Below are 16,090 nucleotides of genomic sequence, written 5' to 3' on the forward strand. Positions count from 1 at the left end.
AATAGACGAAAAAAACTAAAAAAACTGGCCTCATTCGGCCTCTTCACCACAGCCATCTGCGGACCACAGCTGCCCGACGCTGGCCGCCTGTCCCCATGCCGCAACACAGCGCACTTGCGCCGCACACTGCTCATACGCCAAACGCCATGCCAGCGTCTGGCTCAGTAAGTCGCGGACGGTCTCTACACGCGGCAATGGCGGCTCCTCACACGGCTGCAACAACCCCTGCGGCGGGGTGATTACCTCAACGCGGGTCTGCGTGACGATAACTGGCTTGACAGGAACCCCCGTCGAGCAAGCACCCAAGCACGTCAGGCACATCCATATCCAAAAAAGCTTTCGCCTCATCGCTGTGTTGCTCCAAATGCGTAATGCGCTGCCGTAACACACGATCGCGCACCGTGATCCGATTCAAATCCGTATGCAGCCCCGCAATCGCCTGCCTGTCGATCTCCCGTAACGCACGTAGCCGCGCAATCGCCGCATCTTGATCGCGATTCATCGCAACCTGCGCATCCAACGTGCTTTCCACCGTCGCTAACTGGCCTTCCAGCTGCGCCGCACGTTGCGCTAATTGACTGCGCTCGGACCAGGCCAGCACTGCATGCGCCACCAACGCCACCAACGCACCAATCATCATGTACTCAACCAACAGCCGCACACTGGGCAAACCTCGCCCCACACGGCGCAGTGTATTAACGATCATCTGTGTTCCTTCTCCCCGTGCCGAGCTTGGGCACAATCACGTTCTGAATCAGCTCTAAGGTCTGTGGTGTATCAATTAAACCGGAGGCAATCACCGCCGCCACCGTGAACGCTTGGCTCATCTCCAACCATTCACACACACACATCACAAATAAACCAACAAACCCCGCAATCCCCGCCTCAATCAACACGCGGGAAACCGCCAGCCTCTCCTTAGCGTCCAGTGCACGCATTAAATAACTCAGCGTCCCCGTGGCCATCGCCAAGCACACATAAAACGCCTCCTTCCACCAGGTAGGCAGCGCCGCAATATCAATCACGTGATGCCTTCTTCACCGCCGCATGCTCGGCTGCTAATGCGGCCTGCCAATCTTTACCTTCAAATAGCCAACGTTCGGCTTTTCGACGCCGAACTAAACCAGACTGCACACGACCGCCCGCCCATTTCCACACATGAAACTGCTCCGCCGCACCAGCCACATCACCGGCATTAAGCTTGCGTAACAGCGTCGAGCGGTGAAACGCGCCCACACCAATGTTGAAGCTCAGCGACACCAGCGCATCAAATTGATGTTGCGCCAAAGTCACCTTCACATGTCGCCGTACCGCCGGCTCAAATTCTTTCGCTAAGCGTGCACGTAACCGCGCATCTGCTTCCTGCTCATTGGTAAGCCGCAACCCTGGTACGACGTGCTTGCCCGTCTCACCATAGCCAATCGTCAACACACCACCAGGACAGGTGTACGGACTCAGCTTACAACCCTCAAAAAACTTGATGAGTGCAATGCCTTCTTCACCAATGGTCTGCATGGGGGGACTCCAGTACGCAAAAAACCGCCCGAAGGCGGTCGCTGGCTTTGAATAAAAAAAAGCCCTGCTGAGGTGGGCAGGGCGCGAGTAAATCATTCGATGAGGACATAGCACCACTCAGGCGCGTAGATTAGGGGGGGAAGTGTTGCAGTATCAATGCAACACTACGCGACGACTCAGGGTAGTTGCATCGCTACAGATACTTATCGGTTGAGCGGATGCTCGGCGATGAACTGACGCAAGGCCGCATTCACACGAGTTTGCCAACCCTTGCCTGTGGCCTTGAAGGCTTCCAGCAGATCAGCATCCAGGCGAATGGCAGTGAACACCTTGGTTTGGTCTGCCTTCGGGCGACCTCGGGGGCGCTTCATGGCGACCAAAGCAGTGTATATCTCAGGGGAGAATGCTTCGCAGGCAAGCTTGGCCCCCTTATGCCATTGGCTATCGAGTTCACGCGCATCTACATCAGCGGCGATGCCCGCATTAATTACCTCTGTTTCGTCGTGAGTGGGGATCATCGTCCCCTGTTTAAGTGTCGGCATAGCTTCTCACCTCTCTTGAGTTGGCCTTACGCAGACTGATGACCCGTACAGCATCACCACGAAGGCAAAACACCATCACATGCAGACGGTTGCCGATATACCCCTTTGCTTCAAAACGGGGTTCTGCATACTGTTTACGTGTGTCTTCACGAACCACGGCGGTTTCCCACTCAAAACCATCGGCATCAGCGAGCGACAATCCATGCTTGTCAAGATTGCTTTTGCTTTTAGCAGAATCGAATTCGTAGTTCATTTAAATTATTGTATAAATAATAAATTGATGTTACCAGGCTTTTTTATATAAACAATTAAGTTAATTTAACTAACACTGCACCTAACAACTCATCTCGGGAAAGCGCCTGACTCATACGTTCGATGGTTGCCTTTGCAAGATCATGCAAATGCCAGGATGGAAAGTGAGGGTAAGTACAGCGTTAGCCATCACGCGGCATTTCTGTGCAATGCCTCTTGCAACTGCGTCGCCGCCTGTCGTTCCGCAACACCCATCCGCTCCAACAGCCACTCATACAGGCCGCGCCATGTCGTGCGGTAGGTGGATTCGTCCCGGCCAAGGGCAGCGGCACGCTTGCGGTCACTGGCGGGAACCGCACCGCTGCCCCCGCACGCCGTGCACACCTTCACCAACGCCCCTACACGCCGTTCCCCCCGACCATGACAGCAGGGGCATAACTGCGGCGTGGACAGCTCACCCACCACCGCCGCAACCAGTACCGGTAACATCTCCAACGTCGCCTGCGGCCACAGGTGGGCTTTGAGCTTGTCCAGCCGCTCCTGCGCACGCCTGAGCGCCGCCTGCTGTGTGCTTGTCGTTACTCGGGTCCACCCCATGCACGCTTTGACAATGCCCACATCGGTACGCGCTTCCAGCAAGCGCTGCTGCTGCCGTCGAATCTCCGGCACCACCAAGGCCACCGCCGCATCGCGCAAGGGGCTACGGCGCAACGCTGCGCCATCCGGCCACCAGCACGCTTGCAGTACCTCACGCCCCAACCCCGCAGGCACCAGCCCCAGGGCATGGGCAATGTCTTGCGCTGTCAACTCAGGCACTCCACCAGGTAGCGTGTCGTAGCGGATCGTGCTCGGGTTCAAACGAGCCAGTAAGCGTCGCGGATCAGTCATGGCGGATGTCCTGTGGGTTTTACGTCAAAAGCGGTGACCAGAAGCAGTCACCAGGCGCTTCATAGCGCTCAGGTAGGCATCACCTGAATAAACGTTGGTCACACGGCCATCACCACGGATGGGGAGGATCAGAATGCAGGATGGGCGTGCAGGCGTGGCCCTCCGTTGCTTGCTTGCTGCGTGATGCCCGTGATGGTGATGACCACCTGTCCGGCGTGGCGTACCTCATCCTCAATCAACGGATGCGATACAAAACGCCGGTCATCAATGCCCAGGGCATCGGCAATGCCATCCCGGTACGGCTTAAACCGCGCCAGCATGTTGTCATCGTCAGGCAGACAGCGTGTGGGCGGATAGAAGCTAATCCATAAATCCAGACGCCCCTCAACAGGCAGTGACAGGCCACTCCATCCGGCACGCCGTGCCATCACCTCGGCGTAGCCTCTGGCCTGTTTTACGGCTTTGCTGCGCCGTGTCCAATGCACCCGTGCGTTCGGTGACAGGTCCTTGGAGGGCCACGGCAATGTTAAAGATTGCATCTGCTTCACTCCTGCCATGGCGCAGGCAGCCATAGGCATCGCCTTGCTCATACCACCCCCGATTCAATCAGCTCATGCGCCTGATTCCGGCTGATGTGGAATTCGGCCATGAGCTTTTCCTCACGGGCGGCCAGCTCAGGGTGATGAAACATGCTGCTAATTTCCTCCAGCGCTGCGTGAGCCACGTCAGGGGAGGCCGGTTGGGGCGCTGCGGGCTGTTGCGCCTCAATCAGGGCAACAGGCACCTCTGGCAGGACGCCGCCACGCATGACAAAGTCTCGCGCTTGCTCGTAGGCCTCACGCAGCATCCGATCAGCCTCAGCACGGCTGGACTGGCAATAGCTCCATGAGTCGATGAACTCCCAGCATTTGGCTACAAACGGCGTATTGCGTTGCGTGGTGCCTGCGGTGAAGTGACTCCGTACCGCCGCCAGGGATGGGACGCCTAAACACATGCTACGGAACCGCGGCGCACTGGGCGGAAACTCGCCGCCTTCAGCAATGCACGCCGCCAACCCGTCCGCAAACTGAGACGCCTCCAGCCCAACCAGCGCCTTCTGCCAGGTTTCACCAGCCACGGTCAGGGCGCCTTCTTCGTCTTGGGCCGACTGACCATGAACATTCACCCAGGCGTGGCCATAGAACGCAGTCATCCGCTCCCATAAGCGGCGCAGCCAGGGGAACGGGATCACCGTGGCTTGCGCAAGGGAAGCGGTGTTACTGGAGCGATCCGTCACGCAGGTCAAATTGTCTATGGAAGGCGCGGGCTTGATCTGCAAGGCCGAGTCGCATAGGTCTTGAATTGTATTCATGGCGTTGATATCCGTGCTTCATGGAGCTGGTTTTGTCTTCGGCAGCGCGGCGAATCCAGTTACGCCAAGTGGCCTCCCAATCCTGTTTACGCCCCTTGGCTCCGGCCACGCTGCGCCAGTAATCGCGGAATTTCTCGGCTTCGTAGCGTCCATCCACACCCTGCTGGGTGGCGTACAACACATCAACCTCACTGGGTACCCAGTCATCGGGCAGGCGTGAGCCGTGAGGCGAGCGCTTGGGTTTTCCCGTGCTGCCGGTGGCGTTGCCGTCCTCGGCGAATACCAAACTCTCTTCCGAACACAGTGAGGAAGAGATAATGGGATCTGGAGTCTGGTGTCTGGTGGGCTTTTGATTGGGTTCTATCTGGGTTTCATTTGGGTTTGTGTTGGCTTTTGATTGGGTTTCATTTGGGTTATCTAAATCAAAGTCAGCGGGTTTCTGTTGGGTTTGTGTCTGGCTATCATGATGAGCAGAATTTCTAGGCCGCCCTCCCTTTTTGCCGTTCTCCTGCTGTGCTGCTGCCCTTGCATGAAAGCGAGCGATTTCCTCATCACATCGCTTGTTATGCCAGCCGTCCTCTTGCAATAAGAAGAATTCATCAAGCACCACATCAACAGCGCTTTTCTCTTTTTTGCTATGGGCACGCGCGATGCGGTGCGCCTTGTTAGCCGGAATCGGTTGTTCTGTGGCGTAGTAGCGATCTAACAGCAGGCAGTAAATGCCATGTTCGAGCACCGAGAGGTACCCCGTGTCACGGGCGTAATCGCCAATGTGGCGTTCGTAATAATTCATGCCGCCTCCCTCAGACACGCGATGACGTCTGGATTCCACAAGAGTTGATAACTGCTGTGCCCGTTGCGCGAGTACGGAATGGCTTCACACCACACGCGACCGGCTTCGGTTAATTCCCATTCGTCGCGTTCATTACGGAACTGAAAGCCTCTGGAGGCTAATAATTGGTTCACCGCCTTGGCCGAGCAATGCAGCCGCTTGCCTAGTTGCGTGGCGTTGAGCAGGCAAAGCGGTTCCTGCAACGCAGGCAATGCGCGGCGTATCTCTTCGGTCGTTAAATTCGTATTGCTTTTGATACAGGCCAATGTCGCGGCGGCAGCAATTCCTGGTTTTACGCCAGTCACTTTGGAAACGAATTGGCCGATTAACAGGAGTGCGGCAACGCGATCCTGTGTCGGCCCAGGCAAGGTGGGCAGTGCTCCTGGTGTGGAGTAGGTGCCTGTCTTGCGCAGGGTGGGCAGAACTTCCTCAAACACCCAACGCTCGAACCGCTCTGCGGCAGGGAGTTTGCTGCTCACAATCAAGCGGAGCATGTCAGGCTCGGAGATGATCCGGATTTCTTGAATCCCGCCTGGTGTCTGAAGGGGTGTGCGTTTCGCACACCCCTTGCAGTGGGCATCCAACGCTTTATGGGGATTGGCGTAGCCTAATACCGTAGCAACGTCTGTGCCGACAAACCACACTTCGCCGTGATCATCGACCACGGTGCGCACGGCATGAGATTCAAACTGGAAAGGTGTCATTGCATTCATACCAGCTCCTGGTTCGTTGCTGTTGTTGTTCATTGGATATGTCTCCTTGCATTGCCCATGACCTTTTGGGCGGCCTGTTCCATGTGTGGGCCGAGGGCTTTTTCTATTCTGAGAACACCTCCATCCATGCCATCCACTAAATGGGTGTAAAGCCTTCCGCCCATTTTCCTGGCTCCAAGACAAGACAATGCTTGCGGAATCTTGTTTTCAAAAGACATTTCGTACAGTCCTTTAAAGTGGCAGCACAGAAACCAGATGTTGTAGAGCACATCGTCATTCACGAGCGCTCCGGTAGCGGTATAGCTCCCCGTCTTGCGGATCGAGGGAAGGACTTCCAGCACATCCAGCACCCAGCGACGAAACGCGGCGGCGACTGAAGTACGGGCGAACATCGCCACCAGGTGGCAGCCGCGGGGGCTGAAGATACGGACAGGTTTTTCTGAGTTGCCACTTCCGAACCCCTTGGTGGTCAAATTGACCACCAAGCTCATCTCGACGGTGAACTCTTCGGAATGACGGTTATAGATACGGGAAACCGCGCGCTCATCGGCGTAACCAAGCGCTCGTGCCAGATCGGCAGCCGTCAAGTACGGCGTACCGTCACGGTCAATGATGGAAAGGGATTGGCCGGAAAAACACACGGCAGAAGGTAACTGCGTCATAGAACGTCTCCTAGGCTGTGAGAAGAACACAGGGAGACGTTCTTACGCGCCGCACCTGTGGGTGTCGGGAGGTTAAGAACCGAGCCTAGACGGCGGGCAGCTTTCCCCTTGCGGGTGTTGTATGGCTGCCGCCCTCCCGACGTAAAACGTGCGGGCACAAAAAAACCGCATGATTTTCGGATGCGGGTACCGCTAGGCTCGGAGTTCTTAAGCTCCTTACCAGCGACGGTACCGCAGCGGTGGGCAGTGGTCAAGCTCACGCTGTCACCGCTTGCTTTCATTCTTGATTCCTTAAGGGCTTTTTAAGTCCCTTCAAATAAATCACCACGCCTTCTTCAAGAGGCGAATGCCCATTCTTGGCCCGTAGCAGATAAGCGTCCTTTAGTGCTTGTTTTGCAGCGTGTTCTACCGCTTCATCAACGCAAGCCAGTCCATAGATTTTTGTGTATTGCTCAAACATTTTTCGATCAGCAGGGCTTAGATTAATTTTCACAGGGCCTCCAAAGGGCCTGGTTAGGCACTTCAAGCCGCGTCTGCTTGCCGCTTATCATTCTTTATCGCAGCAGTTGCTACCGATAACGCCAGTGCACGAACTAACTCCGCCGGTTGCATCCCGTTGTACTGAGCCAACGCATTGATCAAATCGCGTTCGGCATCGTTAAAACGCACCTTCACCGGGTGACTACGAATGTGAGTTGGATCGGCGTACATAGATTCATTACCAAGGGTTATTCAATGTCATTGAAAAGATCGAATACAGCGCATCAAAATCGGGTTGGAGCCGATCTGCCAGTAGAATTGGTGTTTCCAAGCAACCAAATCACTACCGGAGATCGGCATGAGCGAATTAGAGGAGCTATACGACTCGAAGTTGGCCTTGTACATGGCCATGCGCTTAGGGCGATTAGCGATAGTCTTCATATTCGTCATGTTTCATCTTGCTTTGTGGATGTGTGCGTTGACGTTGCTTTGGGTTTTTCAGATTTCCCCAACATCCATCGCATCGGCTTGCCTGCGAATCCTCGACTCAAATCTAATTCAAGCAATAAGTCTTTCCGGGCTTTCACTTGTGACCGTGGCGGTCGTTTACAGAAAAGTGGCAAGGCGGGCTTGGATGATCGTCCTCCACAAATGGATAAAAGGGTACGTAAAGAAGCACCCCACAGCGAAGTAAAAAAAGTGCCTTTCTCACGCCGCATCGGACACCTCCTGCCTGTGGGCTGTGGGGGGAGCGCCGAAGATGTCTGGGCGAAGATCGTAACGAGAAACACGGCCACCACTGGCTTCATCAAGGCGTCGCGCCAGTGCACCATCAAATCGCTGTCCCTTGCAGAGAGCCTTTCGCAGGTAACCAATGGTGGTATTCGCTTTACGAGCGTAGTGCGCCTGTTCGGTTGGGCTGAGTGTTGTGAGGTAAGTACGCAGGGTTTCCATGACGTGAATATACCCTAGGGTAATTACCCAATTCAATACCCATAGACAATTTACTTAAAGGTAACGAAATTGTCGAATAGCAACATGGATAAATACGAAATGCGCCGATTAGCGCTTAAAGCTCTATCTGACAAGCTTGGCTATGGCGGTAAAGCGATGATTGCCGCGAAGATAGGTAAAGATTCCAGTTACGTGTCGCGGATGCTTTATCCGCCAAAGAAAGCTGGTCGCAAGCGAATCGGTGAAGATATGTTTGAGCTTCTGGTTAGAGCGTATCCAGATGCATTCAAGGAAATTGCTACCATGTCAAGGGCATTAGATAATCGGGAGGATACTAACTATGTTCGTGTTCAGCATATTGAAGCAGAGGCGCATATGGGACCAGGTCGTATCAATGAGGATTTACCTGAAGTTATAAACTCTGTTGAGTTCCCACCAAATTACATCCGCTCACTCATTGGATTCTTACCACCACCAGGCCGACTCAAGCTGATTACCGGAACCGGTAATTCAATGTCGCCAAAGATTCTCCCAGGTGAAACTGTGCTCGTTGATACTGGTTGCAATACGTTTGTTGGGGATGGGCTTTATTTGGTCAATACAGGTAACGGACAACAAATAAAAGCATTACAGGATAGAAACGGATACATCTACATTACCAGCATGGATAAAGATCTTTATCCTGACTTCGTTGCCGATGAAAATACAATTATTGGTGGGCGCGTTTATCTCATTCAGCACTTAGAAAGAGTTTCTTGATGTCCCTTGCCAGTTCTTCAAAGAGATGAATTGTTTCCAGTATTCGTGGATTACTCATTATCTTTAAAAAGCTGATCAGATATTCCTTCGCGGATGATACTAGCCAATCCACTTGAATCCCCGTTGTAAGCGTCGATTGACGCTTTAATCATATCCGCCTGGCTGACCACGCCCCAGTCGATCCGGTAACCTGCACGCTGAGCCAATTGCGCGATGAATTCCCGTTGCGTCCTGCCATTTCCCTCGCGGAATGGGTGAAGCACATTAATTTCACCAAGATAATCACCTGCCCGTTTGCTGAATTCTTCAGCATCAAGGCCACACAAAAATCGCTCTTTAGCAAGCTGCCCAAAGATCTGCTGCGCCGCACTCTGAATCGCAATCTGCTGGGCAAACATCGTGTTGCCTTTCGAGATTTCAACTTGACGGATTTGACCCGCCCAGTCGTACACATCCTGGAAAAGACGATTATGGATTTCCTGTAAATGCGCTAGATCAAATTTGCCTTTTACGGGTCGCTCACGCAATTCGCTGGTTCGCAAAAAAGAAAGGGTGGACTCTATTTTATCGAGCCCCCCCTGATCCCTGATTCCAAGGAGATTACGAAGAACACCTGTTTCGCTGTCCAGGTAAGGATCACCACGATCCCCTGCGTATTTCATGCAATCTGGAGCCGAACACGCGCTTTGTACTGGTCCACGGCGGCAGCGATAGTCATTTCACCACGCGCCCAGCATTCAGCATCAACCACGGCCTGCGCATCCGGCTCTAACCCCTCAATGCGTTGGCTTGCGAGTGCGCTTTGCACCACAGCACGGCGTTCAGCTTTCTCATGATCTGTCAGCATGATTTTTACCCCTTCAATGTATCTGCATCATAGAACGCCATTTTAATTCGCGCAAAATCCAAGAAATATCAACCCTTTGAGGGTAATCAATCAGCTAAACAATTCTATTTTTTCTTGATGCAGAACTTACCCAAAAGTAATGCCATTTGCATCATGGGAGATCTCAAGACAATGCAAGTTTCACTTGATCTCTACATCCGCCTGGTCACCTACATGCTGAGTCTACTCACGGAGCATCATTACCTGTCGTTATGCCACCAAATCAGACAGAATCTTTCCGAATGGCAAATATTTTTACCTATGGGTATTGACATTATTTATACCCATGGGTAATTTATCTCCATCGCCCCACGACACCCGTAACCAGCGGCAGGGGCCAGGAGATATCGAAATGACATTAAACGTTAGCGAGCAAGCCCAGCCCCAGGCCCGCCCACCCGTATCAGAAACTAAAAAAGAGATTGCTGCTGCTTGGGCTGTATGCGAAGCCGCTAGAAAAGAAGTGCGTGATGCTTTATATGACTGCGAAGACGCTGCTAGGGACGCGTATGAGGCACGCGAAGCCGCTGAAGAAGGAGCGCGTGATGCTGCTTTTGCTTTATACGACGCTGATAAAAAACAAGAAGCGTTTGGTGCTGCTATGGCTGTTGCGCGTGCCGCTTGGGCCTCCTACGAAGCCGCCGAAGAAGAAGCGTTTGATGAGGTTCGTAGTGAATCCGGAGCGGCTATAACAGAATCACATGCTGCGTACATAGCCGCTAGAGAAAAAGCCAGTGCTGCCTTTGCGGCGTACTACGCCGTTAAAGACGAAAAAGCGCGTGATACCAATATTGTTATTAATGCTATTCGTGATGCTTTTTATGCCGCCGACCTTGCTGCATACGAAGCCACTGAAGCTGCCGCTGAAAGCATGGGGGTGGCCGCATGAGCACCATATACCCCAACACAATCTTCGCCCTGGAATGGGGGAGATATACCCAAATCAGAGACGAAACCGGTAAGCACATCATCACGCAAGATGAGCGCACCTGTATGCAATGGACGGCAGAAACTCTTGGGGAGTTTGATTACTACGAAGCGGAAGAGGTTTGTCGTAACTCACGCATTGGTGGTTACGACGATTGGCGTCGTCCTACGGACGAAGAGCTACTGGCCGTAACACGAGGCATTGCGGCATGGACCTGCACCCCGAGTGAAAACACAAGGATAGGGAGCGCATGGGTTGGCGGAATGGGTTGTCTGTCTACAGAGGATACAGATGACAAATTTTCGGTTATCGCTGTGCGCGGGCCGGTGCGTACTGACGCCACTGCTACACCAAAGGCAGGTGAGTCATGACTGGCATTGGCTACAGCAGTTATAGCGACCCACGCCTACAACCACCGCAAGACGATGCTAAAGAGTATTTCGCAGAACGGGTTAATGCTCGCGTTCAAGACTATTTAAGCGACCCAGAAAAAATCGAAGAAGCCGATGAATGGGTGGACGGTACGTTATCGGAGGCCCATTACAAAGAGATGGAAATCGTTTTAGCGGATTTACATGCCCTGCCTTCGGATCAGTTAAGCGACAGCGATGTATTAGCCCGTCTTTACGCACTGGCCGAAGTGCAAGGACTCGCACGCATGGAACAACTGCGCATCCTTGCTGAGCAGGACGTCAAGGAAGAAATGCGCCACGAATCAGAATGCTTTCACGCGATGTGGGGCGATGTCATGCAGGAGGAATACGCATGATTCCTTGCACCATCACCGCACGCACCAAGCAGGGTGTGTACACCTACACCGGCCTGTTTCAGAAAACTGTTGAGGCCAAGTCTGACGCCTACCGGCGCTTTGGGTTCCCAGCCGTTATTGCCGTCACAGCCATCCACCGCAAATAAATGCGAAACAACACGCATCCCAGCCCGCCACGTGCGGCGTGATTTGACACAAAAACCCCCGAGATTTTTCGGTAAAGGAATTCCTATGTCACACCTGGATCACAATCGCAATTTCTGTATGGGTTATTGCAATCATCATAATAGGGTAGACATCTACGGCACCCCTGTACATTGCAGGAAGTGTGCGCCTCATTTATTTCTCGCGTCTGCCGACGACGTGAACGGCCCCCTCCGTGACTATCTCGACTTGCGATATCGGCTCAGTCGTCCAGTAAGCCTCAGCGATCTGACGGAGGTGCTCAAGCGGATTAACTCCGGGAAGGATGTCGAAATCGTAACACCCACGATGGATCCGATGCCCTGACTATCAAGCAGGAAACCCACCGATGAACCGCTATCGCACACCGAAAGAACAACACGCTGCACGTTGCAATGACTACGCGCACCCTGGGTTAGCCAGCTGCATTTTGCGCGATACCCGAGCAATGCCCAATGCACTACGCATCGCCAATTACCGCGTTCGCCGCGCGCACTACGAAGCCGCTAAAACGCTTTCTTCAACCCTGATCAAGCACTAACACCATTGCTGGAGGACACCATGTCTATCACTACAGAAAGAACATCGTTAACAGACCTCGAACACCTATTTGAAGTCGCAGATGGCGGAGTGCTCGCCCAAAAATTTGCAAAAGCGCTGAGTGATGTGGCGTTGGCCATCAGCTACACCCGCAAACAAGGTGAGGTCACGCTCAGCTTAAAAATTAAGCCCATTGGCGAATCCTCGCAAGTCATGATCGATCACACCTTGAAATACGTTGAACCCAAGGAACGCGGCAAAGTCATAGAGGAAGACACCACCAGCACGCCAATGTATGTCGGGGCACGCGGCAAATTAACGCTCATCCCAGAGACACAACAGCAATTGTTCGCTGAAAAAAACTAGTCATCACCCATTAAATAAACTGAAAAAAGGAGCTGATTCATGGACAAAACAGCCATAGAACATATTCAACAAACCGCCATTGATGCTAATAAATTCCGTTTACCGCCTGCATTACAGGATATCGCGGTAGCGATTCCAGATAACTATGACATCAGAAATCTCGAATCTTTCTACACATTACGCTCGCGTTTCCGTGGAGAAATGAAAACCCAATCTATTACCGACTTCGTGCAGTACATCAAGACAAAAGGAAATGGCGAAGGTTTTATTAATGCAGAAAATCTCAGTGCCAAGATATTTTTCAATCTCGGTACAACAGAATCACCCGGTCATGGCGACTGGACAGCCACGCTCACACTTAACGCCACAGCAGCTTACAAAGCACTGCTGGATATTGACGGTAAAACACTCAATCAGCGGAAGTTGATTGATTTCCTGGAAGATTGGGCACCGCTGCTGTCGGCCACATCACAAGAAAGCCTTGATGAACTACCGCTGACGACCGCGATTAACGCGATTCGCAAATTAACTATCAAGAAAACCTCAGAGTCAGAATCAACTCAGGGCGAATTCAATACATCACGCTCCAAGTTCGATGATATCGAAGCCAAATCAGCTATTGGCTTACCGATTGGTTTCACCTTCAGGACCCAGCCGTATCTTGGATTACCGGAACGCAGATTCCTGCTACGGCTGTCCGTATTTACCGACGAAGAAAAAGAAAAGCCACTCATCACACTGCGCCTCATACAGCGCCAAGCACAGCAGGAAGCGATCGCCCAAGATTTTAAAAGCGTGTTGTTTCGTGCGCTTGAAGGACACGCCACGCTGACCATTGGCACATTCTCCGCATCCCTTTAACAGAGCGAAGCTGCCATGAACTCCCTGTCTGTCATCAAACCAAACAATGCCATGCCTATGACAGCCGAATACCGGCAGTCGATCCGTACCGCATTGAAAACCAGTCTTTATCCTGGGGCTTCAGATACCTCTGTCGATATGGTGTTGGCCTATTGCCAAGCGGCTGATTTAGACCCGATGACAAAACCCGTTCACATCGTGCCGATGTGGATTCCAGAAAAGAAAGTCGATGGGCGCGTTATGTCATCGGCAGGCATGCGCGATGTGATCATGCCCGGGATCGAACTGTATCGAACCAAGGCACACCGCACCGGCGAATACGCCGGACAAGATGAAGCCGTGTTTGGAGACACCGTCTGCGAAACACTGGGCGGCGTGCAGATACGCTATCCGTCATGGTGCCGCATTGCGGTGTACCGCATGGTTGCTGGTGAACGCGTCCGGTTTGCCGCAACCGTGTATTGGCTGGAAGCCTATGCCACCGCAAGAAAAGACAGCCCCGCCCCTAACAGCATGTGGCAAAAACGCCCCTTTGGGCAGTTGGAGAAATGCGCTGAAGCCTTGGCATTACGTAAGGCATTCCCAGAAGCCGTGGGCGCTCAACCGACGGCTGAGGAAATGGATGCCGGACGACACACGATTGAGGGCGAAACGATCCATGTTGCCCCCATCCCCGTTAACAAAGACATCAGAGACATCAGCGGCCCTTACCCACAAGAAGAATTTGAAAAGAATTTTCCAAAATGGTGTGACCTGATTGAATCAGGAAAAACCACGGCAGATCGCATCATCACGATGCTGCATAGCAAAGGCAAAGGCCAATTAAGCCTAGAGCAACTCACCGCCATTCGCGCCTGCGCAGAAGACACCAGTGCTGAGCCTGTGCCTACAGACAACACCCCACAGGAAAGCAACACCACTGACACGGAAGAAAACACATGAACATCATTGAACTGACCCAAGGCACCCCGCAATGGCACACCCACCGCGCCAAGTATCTCAATGCCAGCGACGCACCGGCCATGATGGGATGCAGCCCCTATAAAAGCCGTGCCGAACTGATACGGGAACGCGCCACGGGGATCACCCCTGACTATGACCAAGCCACGTTACAACGTTTTGCTGAGGGGCATCGCGTTGAAGAACTGGCACGCCCCTTGGCAGAACGCATCATCGGTGATGACCTGTATCCCTGTGTTGGTGTCGATGACATGTATTCGGCCAGCTTCGACGGCTTGACCTTGCTGGAAGACACCGTCTGGGAACACAAGCAACTCAATGACACGATTCGCGCCGCCATGACAGACGGCAGCACCGGCCAAGACCTGCCATTACATTATCAAATACAGATGGAACACCAGAGCATGGTGTCCGGTGCCCAACGTGTCCTGTTCATGGCCTCGGCCTGGAACGGTGAACAGCTCATAGAAGAACGTCATTGCTGGTACACCCCCAACCCCGAATTACGTACCCGCATCATCAACGGATGGCAACAACTGCAAGCGGACATTGCCGCCTACCAGCCTGAGCCACCACCACCGCCTGCGGCCTTGGGGCGTTCACCAGAGCAACTACCGGCATTGCATATTGCAGTCACAGGAACAGTGACCACCTCCAACCTGCCGCACTTCAAAGCCTGCGCACTAGCCGTATTGCACAACATCAACCGTGACCTGCGCACCGATGAGGATTTTGCCAACGCAGAACAAACCGTGAAATGGTGCAAAGGCGTCGAGACGCGCCTAGACGCCACCAAACAACAGGTATTAGGACAAACCGCCGACATCGATGCCGTCTTCCGCACCCTGGACGAAATCGCCGAAGAAACCCGCCGCGTCCGTCTTGAGTTGGATCGCTTGGTGAAAACCGAGAAAGATCACCGCCGTACTGAGATTGTCCACACCGGCCTGAAGACCCTGCGTGACTACTACGCCAGCCTCAACGCGAGGTTAGAGGAGTATGCCCTACCGATTCCGGCTGATTTGCCTGCAAAGATCGGTGACACCATCAAAGGCAAGAAGTCGATGATCAGCATGCAGGAGGCTGTGAGCGCCGCCGTGGCTCACGAGAAGATCAACATCACTGCCCACGTGGAACGGGTGCGCGCCAATATCACCGTGATGGAAGCATGTGAGGCGGCTTACCGCTCCCTGTTTCCAGACAGGGTGAGTCTATGCATCAGCAAAACACCCGATGACCTGCGCAATCTGATCCTTGCCCGCATTGCCGATCATCAGCAGCAGGAACAGGCACGCATCCAAGCCCAACGCGAGCGCCAGAACACCGCAGCAGCGGTGCCCGTCCACGTGCCGCCATCACCACATCCCTCCTCGGAATTGAGTTCAACCACCAGCAGCGCCACTGCCGCACCCGCATCCAGCGGTGACCTCATCAGACTGCGCCAGATCAATGAGTGGATTGCCCCGCTAGCGATCAATTCCGATGGATTAGCGTCACTGGGGTTTGTTCCCGTCAGTACCGAATACGACGTCAAGTGGTACGCCGCTGCTGAATTTCCTGTGATCTGTCATGCCTTGAAACAGGTGTTGTCCGACGCTTCATCCCGCACCGCCATCAAGCAGGCCGCGTGATGGAACGCCCCATCAATA

Annotated in this window: 30 protein-coding genes; 11 read left to right on the forward strand and 19 right to left on the reverse strand. The window is 53.3% G+C overall.

Going from position 1 to position 16,090, the window contains the following annotated elements:
- Nucleotides 1-30: 30 nt before the first annotated feature.
- The 17 genes from lysC to F7G16_RS08775 all read right to left on the reverse strand — a co-directional run bounded on the left by lysC (nucleotide 31) and on the right by F7G16_RS08775 (nucleotide 8,189).
- Nucleotides 31-348, reverse strand: a complete 318-nt coding sequence (gene lysC / locus F7G16_RS12815; RefSeq protein ID WP_425477036.1) for an Rz1-like lysis system protein LysC — start codon at nucleotides 346-348, stop codon at nucleotides 31-33.
- Nucleotides 245-706, reverse strand: a complete 462-nt coding sequence (locus tag F7G16_RS08700) for a hypothetical protein (RefSeq protein WP_011097892.1) — start codon at nucleotides 704-706, stop codon at nucleotides 245-247. Before F7G16_RS08700 ends, lysC begins: the two co-directional genes overlap by 104 nt.
- Nucleotides 696-1,025 carry a phage holin family protein gene (locus F7G16_RS08705; protein ID WP_011097893.1) on the reverse strand — a complete coding sequence of 110 codons (330 nt, stop codon included), beginning with the start codon at nucleotides 1,023-1,025 and terminating at the stop codon, nucleotides 696-698. Before F7G16_RS08705 ends, F7G16_RS08700 begins: the two co-directional genes overlap by 11 nt.
- Nucleotides 1,018-1,515 (reverse strand): lysozyme, encoded by a 498-nt coding sequence (locus tag F7G16_RS08710; protein WP_004089579.1) that lies wholly within the window; start codon nucleotides 1,513-1,515, stop codon nucleotides 1,018-1,020. The genes F7G16_RS08705 and F7G16_RS08710 overlap by 8 nt, the downstream gene beginning before the upstream one ends.
- Nucleotides 1,516-1,718: 203 nt before the next feature.
- Nucleotides 1,719-2,057 carry a BrnA antitoxin family protein gene (locus F7G16_RS08715; protein WP_004089578.1) on the reverse strand — a complete coding sequence of 113 codons (339 nt, stop codon included), beginning with the start codon at nucleotides 2,055-2,057 and terminating at the stop codon, nucleotides 1,719-1,721.
- Nucleotides 2,044-2,310 (reverse strand): BrnT family toxin, encoded by a 267-nt coding sequence (locus F7G16_RS08720; RefSeq protein ID WP_004089577.1) that lies wholly within the window; start codon nucleotides 2,308-2,310, stop codon nucleotides 2,044-2,046. The genes F7G16_RS08715 and F7G16_RS08720 overlap by 14 nt, the downstream gene beginning before the upstream one ends.
- Nucleotides 2,311-2,498: 188 nt before the next feature.
- Nucleotides 2,499-3,197, reverse strand: coding sequence for a DnaJ-like cysteine-rich domain-containing protein (locus F7G16_RS08725; protein ID WP_011097895.1), 699 nt, complete (start codon nucleotides 3,195-3,197; stop codon nucleotides 2,499-2,501).
- A 128-nt stretch (nucleotides 3,198-3,325) separates the two neighbouring features.
- Complete coding sequence (locus tag F7G16_RS08730) at nucleotides 3,326-3,787, reverse strand: hypothetical protein (protein WP_011098060.1); 462 nt, start codon at nucleotides 3,785-3,787, stop codon at nucleotides 3,326-3,328.
- Complete coding sequence (locus F7G16_RS08735; protein ID WP_011098061.1) at nucleotides 3,784-4,473, reverse strand: hypothetical protein; 690 nt, start codon at nucleotides 4,471-4,473, stop codon at nucleotides 3,784-3,786. Before F7G16_RS08735 ends, F7G16_RS08730 begins: the two co-directional genes overlap by 4 nt.
- Complete coding sequence (locus F7G16_RS08740; RefSeq protein WP_012382597.1) at nucleotides 4,454-5,341, reverse strand: YdaU family protein; 888 nt, start codon at nucleotides 5,339-5,341, stop codon at nucleotides 4,454-4,456. Before F7G16_RS08740 ends, F7G16_RS08735 begins: the two co-directional genes overlap by 20 nt.
- A complete protein-coding gene (locus tag F7G16_RS08745) occupies nucleotides 5,338-6,126 on the reverse strand; it encodes a BRO-N domain-containing protein (protein WP_011097897.1) in 789 nt (262 codons plus the stop codon). The genes F7G16_RS08740 and F7G16_RS08745 overlap by 4 nt, the downstream gene beginning before the upstream one ends.
- Nucleotides 6,123-6,755 (reverse strand): BRO-N domain-containing protein, encoded by a 633-nt coding sequence (locus F7G16_RS08750; RefSeq protein WP_004088094.1) that lies wholly within the window; start codon nucleotides 6,753-6,755, stop codon nucleotides 6,123-6,125. Before F7G16_RS08750 ends, F7G16_RS08745 begins: the two co-directional genes overlap by 4 nt.
- Entirely contained in the window at nucleotides 6,752-7,015 is a 264-nt protein-coding gene (locus F7G16_RS08755) for a hypothetical protein (RefSeq protein ID WP_228446177.1), read from the reverse strand. The genes F7G16_RS08750 and F7G16_RS08755 overlap by 4 nt, the downstream gene beginning before the upstream one ends.
- A gap of 17 nt (nucleotides 7,016-7,032) precedes the next feature.
- Nucleotides 7,033-7,281 carry a hypothetical protein gene (locus tag F7G16_RS08760; RefSeq protein WP_011097898.1) on the reverse strand — a complete coding sequence of 83 codons (249 nt, stop codon included), beginning with the start codon at nucleotides 7,279-7,281 and terminating at the stop codon, nucleotides 7,033-7,035.
- Nucleotides 7,278-7,466 carry a plasmid mobilization protein gene (locus F7G16_RS08765; protein ID WP_004088102.1) on the reverse strand — a complete coding sequence of 63 codons (189 nt, stop codon included), beginning with the start codon at nucleotides 7,464-7,466 and terminating at the stop codon, nucleotides 7,278-7,280. The genes F7G16_RS08760 and F7G16_RS08765 overlap by 4 nt, the downstream gene beginning before the upstream one ends.
- A gap of 27 nt (nucleotides 7,467-7,493) precedes the next feature.
- Complete coding sequence (locus tag F7G16_RS08770; protein ID WP_004088104.1) at nucleotides 7,494-7,685, reverse strand: hypothetical protein; 192 nt, start codon at nucleotides 7,683-7,685, stop codon at nucleotides 7,494-7,496.
- A 258-nt stretch (nucleotides 7,686-7,943) separates the two neighbouring features.
- Nucleotides 7,944-8,189, reverse strand: coding sequence for a helix-turn-helix domain-containing protein (locus F7G16_RS08775; protein ID WP_004088108.1), 246 nt, complete (start codon nucleotides 8,187-8,189; stop codon nucleotides 7,944-7,946).
- Nucleotides 8,190-8,273: 84 nt separating this feature from the next.
- Between F7G16_RS08775 and F7G16_RS08780 the strand changes: the two genes are divergently transcribed.
- The gene (locus tag F7G16_RS08780) at nucleotides 8,274-8,948 is read left to right on the forward strand and encodes a S24 family peptidase (RefSeq protein WP_004088110.1); all 675 of its coding nucleotides are present in this window, start codon (nucleotides 8,274-8,276) and stop codon (nucleotides 8,946-8,948) included.
- Nucleotides 8,949-8,998: 50 nt separating this feature from the next.
- Here the strand turns inward: F7G16_RS08780 and F7G16_RS08785 are convergent, their stop codons facing one another.
- The gene (locus F7G16_RS08785; RefSeq protein ID WP_004088112.1) at nucleotides 8,999-9,610 is read right to left on the reverse strand and encodes a Fic/DOC family protein; all 612 of its coding nucleotides are present in this window, start codon (nucleotides 9,608-9,610) and stop codon (nucleotides 8,999-9,001) included.
- The gene (locus F7G16_RS08790; RefSeq protein ID WP_004088114.1) at nucleotides 9,607-9,795 is read right to left on the reverse strand and encodes an antitoxin VbhA family protein; all 189 of its coding nucleotides are present in this window, start codon (nucleotides 9,793-9,795) and stop codon (nucleotides 9,607-9,609) included. The genes F7G16_RS08785 and F7G16_RS08790 overlap by 4 nt, the downstream gene beginning before the upstream one ends.
- A 391-nt stretch (nucleotides 9,796-10,186) precedes the next feature.
- Here F7G16_RS08790 and F7G16_RS08795 point away from each other — a divergent pair, with 391 nt between their 5' ends.
- The 10 genes from F7G16_RS08795 (at nucleotide 10,187) to F7G16_RS08840 (ending at nucleotide 16,072) form a co-directional block, all read left to right on the forward strand.
- Nucleotides 10,187-10,723, forward strand: a complete 537-nt coding sequence (locus F7G16_RS08795; protein WP_038233020.1) for a hypothetical protein — start codon at nucleotides 10,187-10,189, stop codon at nucleotides 10,721-10,723.
- A complete protein-coding gene (locus F7G16_RS08800; protein WP_004088056.1) occupies nucleotides 10,720-11,133 on the forward strand; it encodes an Lcl C-terminal domain-containing protein in 414 nt (137 codons plus the stop codon). The genes F7G16_RS08795 and F7G16_RS08800 overlap by 4 nt, the downstream gene beginning before the upstream one ends.
- Entirely contained in the window at nucleotides 11,130-11,531 is a 402-nt protein-coding gene (locus tag F7G16_RS08805; RefSeq protein ID WP_004088054.1) for a hypothetical protein, read from the forward strand. Before F7G16_RS08800 ends, F7G16_RS08805 begins: the two co-directional genes overlap by 4 nt.
- The gene (locus F7G16_RS08810; RefSeq protein WP_012382602.1) at nucleotides 11,528-11,677 is read left to right on the forward strand and encodes a hypothetical protein; all 150 of its coding nucleotides are present in this window, start codon (nucleotides 11,528-11,530) and stop codon (nucleotides 11,675-11,677) included. The genes F7G16_RS08805 and F7G16_RS08810 overlap by 4 nt, the downstream gene beginning before the upstream one ends.
- Before the next feature lie 217 nt (nucleotides 11,678-11,894).
- The gene (locus tag F7G16_RS12315; protein WP_225621633.1) at nucleotides 11,895-12,041 is read left to right on the forward strand and encodes a hypothetical protein; all 147 of its coding nucleotides are present in this window, start codon (nucleotides 11,895-11,897) and stop codon (nucleotides 12,039-12,041) included.
- Nucleotides 12,042-12,063: 22 nt separating this feature from the next.
- A complete protein-coding gene (locus F7G16_RS08820) occupies nucleotides 12,064-12,255 on the forward strand; it encodes a hypothetical protein (RefSeq protein WP_012382603.1) in 192 nt (63 codons plus the stop codon).
- Nucleotides 12,256-12,275: 20 nt separating this feature from the next.
- On the forward strand, nucleotides 12,276-12,620 hold the full coding sequence (locus F7G16_RS08825) for a hypothetical protein (RefSeq protein ID WP_004088346.1): 345 nt from the start codon (nucleotides 12,276-12,278) through the stop codon (nucleotides 12,618-12,620).
- A gap of 39 nt (nucleotides 12,621-12,659) precedes the next feature.
- A complete protein-coding gene (locus F7G16_RS08830) occupies nucleotides 12,660-13,481 on the forward strand; it encodes a YfdQ family protein (protein ID WP_004088345.1) in 822 nt (273 codons plus the stop codon).
- A gap of 15 nt (nucleotides 13,482-13,496) precedes the next feature.
- A complete protein-coding gene (gene bet / locus F7G16_RS08835; RefSeq protein ID WP_004088344.1) occupies nucleotides 13,497-14,423 on the forward strand; it encodes a phage recombination protein Bet in 927 nt (308 codons plus the stop codon).
- The gene (locus F7G16_RS08840) at nucleotides 14,420-16,072 is read left to right on the forward strand and encodes a lambda-exonuclease family protein (protein WP_004088343.1); all 1,653 of its coding nucleotides are present in this window, start codon (nucleotides 14,420-14,422) and stop codon (nucleotides 16,070-16,072) included. Before bet ends, F7G16_RS08840 begins: the two co-directional genes overlap by 4 nt.
- Nucleotides 16,073-16,090: the final 18 nt, after the last annotated feature.

It is taken from the genome of Xylella fastidiosa (genome assembly GCF_011801475.1).
GTDB classification, from domain to species: Bacteria; Pseudomonadota; Gammaproteobacteria; order Xanthomonadales; family Xanthomonadaceae; genus Xylella; species Xylella fastidiosa.

What these genes read in the sequence shown, in the direction of transcription:
- lysC (WP_425477036.1), bottom strand. Translation starts at nt 348, where the DNA reads ATGAGGCGAAAGCTTTTTTGGATATGGATGTGCCTGACGTGCTTGGGT.
- F7G16_RS08700 (WP_011097892.1), bottom strand. Translation starts at nt 706, where the DNA reads ATGATCGTTAATACACTGCGCCGTGTGGGGCGAGGTTTGCCCAGTGTG.
- F7G16_RS08710 (WP_004089579.1), bottom strand. Translation starts at nt 1,515, where the DNA reads ATGCAGACCATTGGTGAAGAAGGCATTGCACTCATCAAGTTTTTTGAG.
- F7G16_RS08715 (WP_004089578.1), bottom strand. Translation starts at nt 2,057, where the DNA reads ATGCCGACACTTAAACAGGGGACGATGATCCCCACTCACGACGAAACA.
- F7G16_RS08720 (WP_004089577.1), bottom strand. Translation starts at nt 2,310, where the DNA reads ATGAACTACGAATTCGATTCTGCTAAAAGCAAAAGCAATCTTGACAAG.
- F7G16_RS08725 (WP_011097895.1), bottom strand. Translation starts at nt 3,197, where the DNA reads ATGACTGATCCGCGACGCTTACTGGCTCGTTTGAACCCGAGCACGATC.
- F7G16_RS08730 (WP_011098060.1), bottom strand. Translation starts at nt 3,787, where the DNA reads ATGAGCAAGGCGATGCCTATGGCTGCCTGCGCCATGGCAGGAGTGAAG.
- F7G16_RS08740 (WP_012382597.1), bottom strand. Translation starts at nt 5,341, where the DNA reads ATGAATTATTACGAACGCCACATTGGCGATTACGCCCGTGACACGGGG.
- F7G16_RS08745 (WP_011097897.1), bottom strand. Translation starts at nt 6,126, where the DNA reads ATGAACAACAACAGCAACGAACCAGGAGCTGGTATGAATGCAATGACA.
- F7G16_RS08750 (WP_004088094.1), bottom strand. Translation starts at nt 6,755, where the DNA reads ATGACGCAGTTACCTTCTGCCGTGTGTTTTTCCGGCCAATCCCTTTCC.
- F7G16_RS08765 (WP_004088102.1), bottom strand. Translation starts at nt 7,466, where the DNA reads ATGTACGCCGATCCAACTCACATTCGTAGTCACCCGGTGAAGGTGCGT.
- F7G16_RS08770 (WP_004088104.1), bottom strand. Translation starts at nt 7,685, where the DNA reads ATGACGAATATGAAGACTATCGCTAATCGCCCTAAGCGCATGGCCATG.
- F7G16_RS08775 (WP_004088108.1), bottom strand. Translation starts at nt 8,189, where the DNA reads ATGGAAACCCTGCGTACTTACCTCACAACACTCAGCCCAACCGAACAG.
- F7G16_RS08780 (WP_004088110.1), top strand. Translation starts at nt 8,274, where the DNA reads ATGGATAAATACGAAATGCGCCGATTAGCGCTTAAAGCTCTATCTGAC.
- F7G16_RS08785 (WP_004088112.1), bottom strand. Translation starts at nt 9,610, where the DNA reads ATGAAATACGCAGGGGATCGTGGTGATCCTTACCTGGACAGCGAAACA.
- F7G16_RS08790 (WP_004088114.1), bottom strand. Translation starts at nt 9,795, where the DNA reads ATGCTGACAGATCATGAGAAAGCTGAACGCCGTGCTGTGGTGCAAAGC.
- F7G16_RS08795 (WP_038233020.1), top strand. Translation starts at nt 10,187, where the DNA reads ATGACATTAAACGTTAGCGAGCAAGCCCAGCCCCAGGCCCGCCCACCC.
- F7G16_RS08800 (WP_004088056.1), top strand. Translation starts at nt 10,720, where the DNA reads ATGAGCACCATATACCCCAACACAATCTTCGCCCTGGAATGGGGGAGA.
- F7G16_RS08805 (WP_004088054.1), top strand. Translation starts at nt 11,130, where the DNA reads ATGACTGGCATTGGCTACAGCAGTTATAGCGACCCACGCCTACAACCA.
- F7G16_RS08810 (WP_012382602.1), top strand. Translation starts at nt 11,528, where the DNA reads ATGATTCCTTGCACCATCACCGCACGCACCAAGCAGGGTGTGTACACC.
- F7G16_RS08820 (WP_012382603.1), top strand. Translation starts at nt 12,064, where the DNA reads ATGAACCGCTATCGCACACCGAAAGAACAACACGCTGCACGTTGCAAT.
- F7G16_RS08825 (WP_004088346.1), top strand. Translation starts at nt 12,276, where the DNA reads ATGTCTATCACTACAGAAAGAACATCGTTAACAGACCTCGAACACCTA.
- F7G16_RS08830 (WP_004088345.1), top strand. Translation starts at nt 12,660, where the DNA reads ATGGACAAAACAGCCATAGAACATATTCAACAAACCGCCATTGATGCT.
- bet (WP_004088344.1), top strand. Translation starts at nt 13,497, where the DNA reads ATGAACTCCCTGTCTGTCATCAAACCAAACAATGCCATGCCTATGACA.
- F7G16_RS08840 (WP_004088343.1), top strand. Translation starts at nt 14,420, where the DNA reads ATGAACATCATTGAACTGACCCAAGGCACCCCGCAATGGCACACCCAC.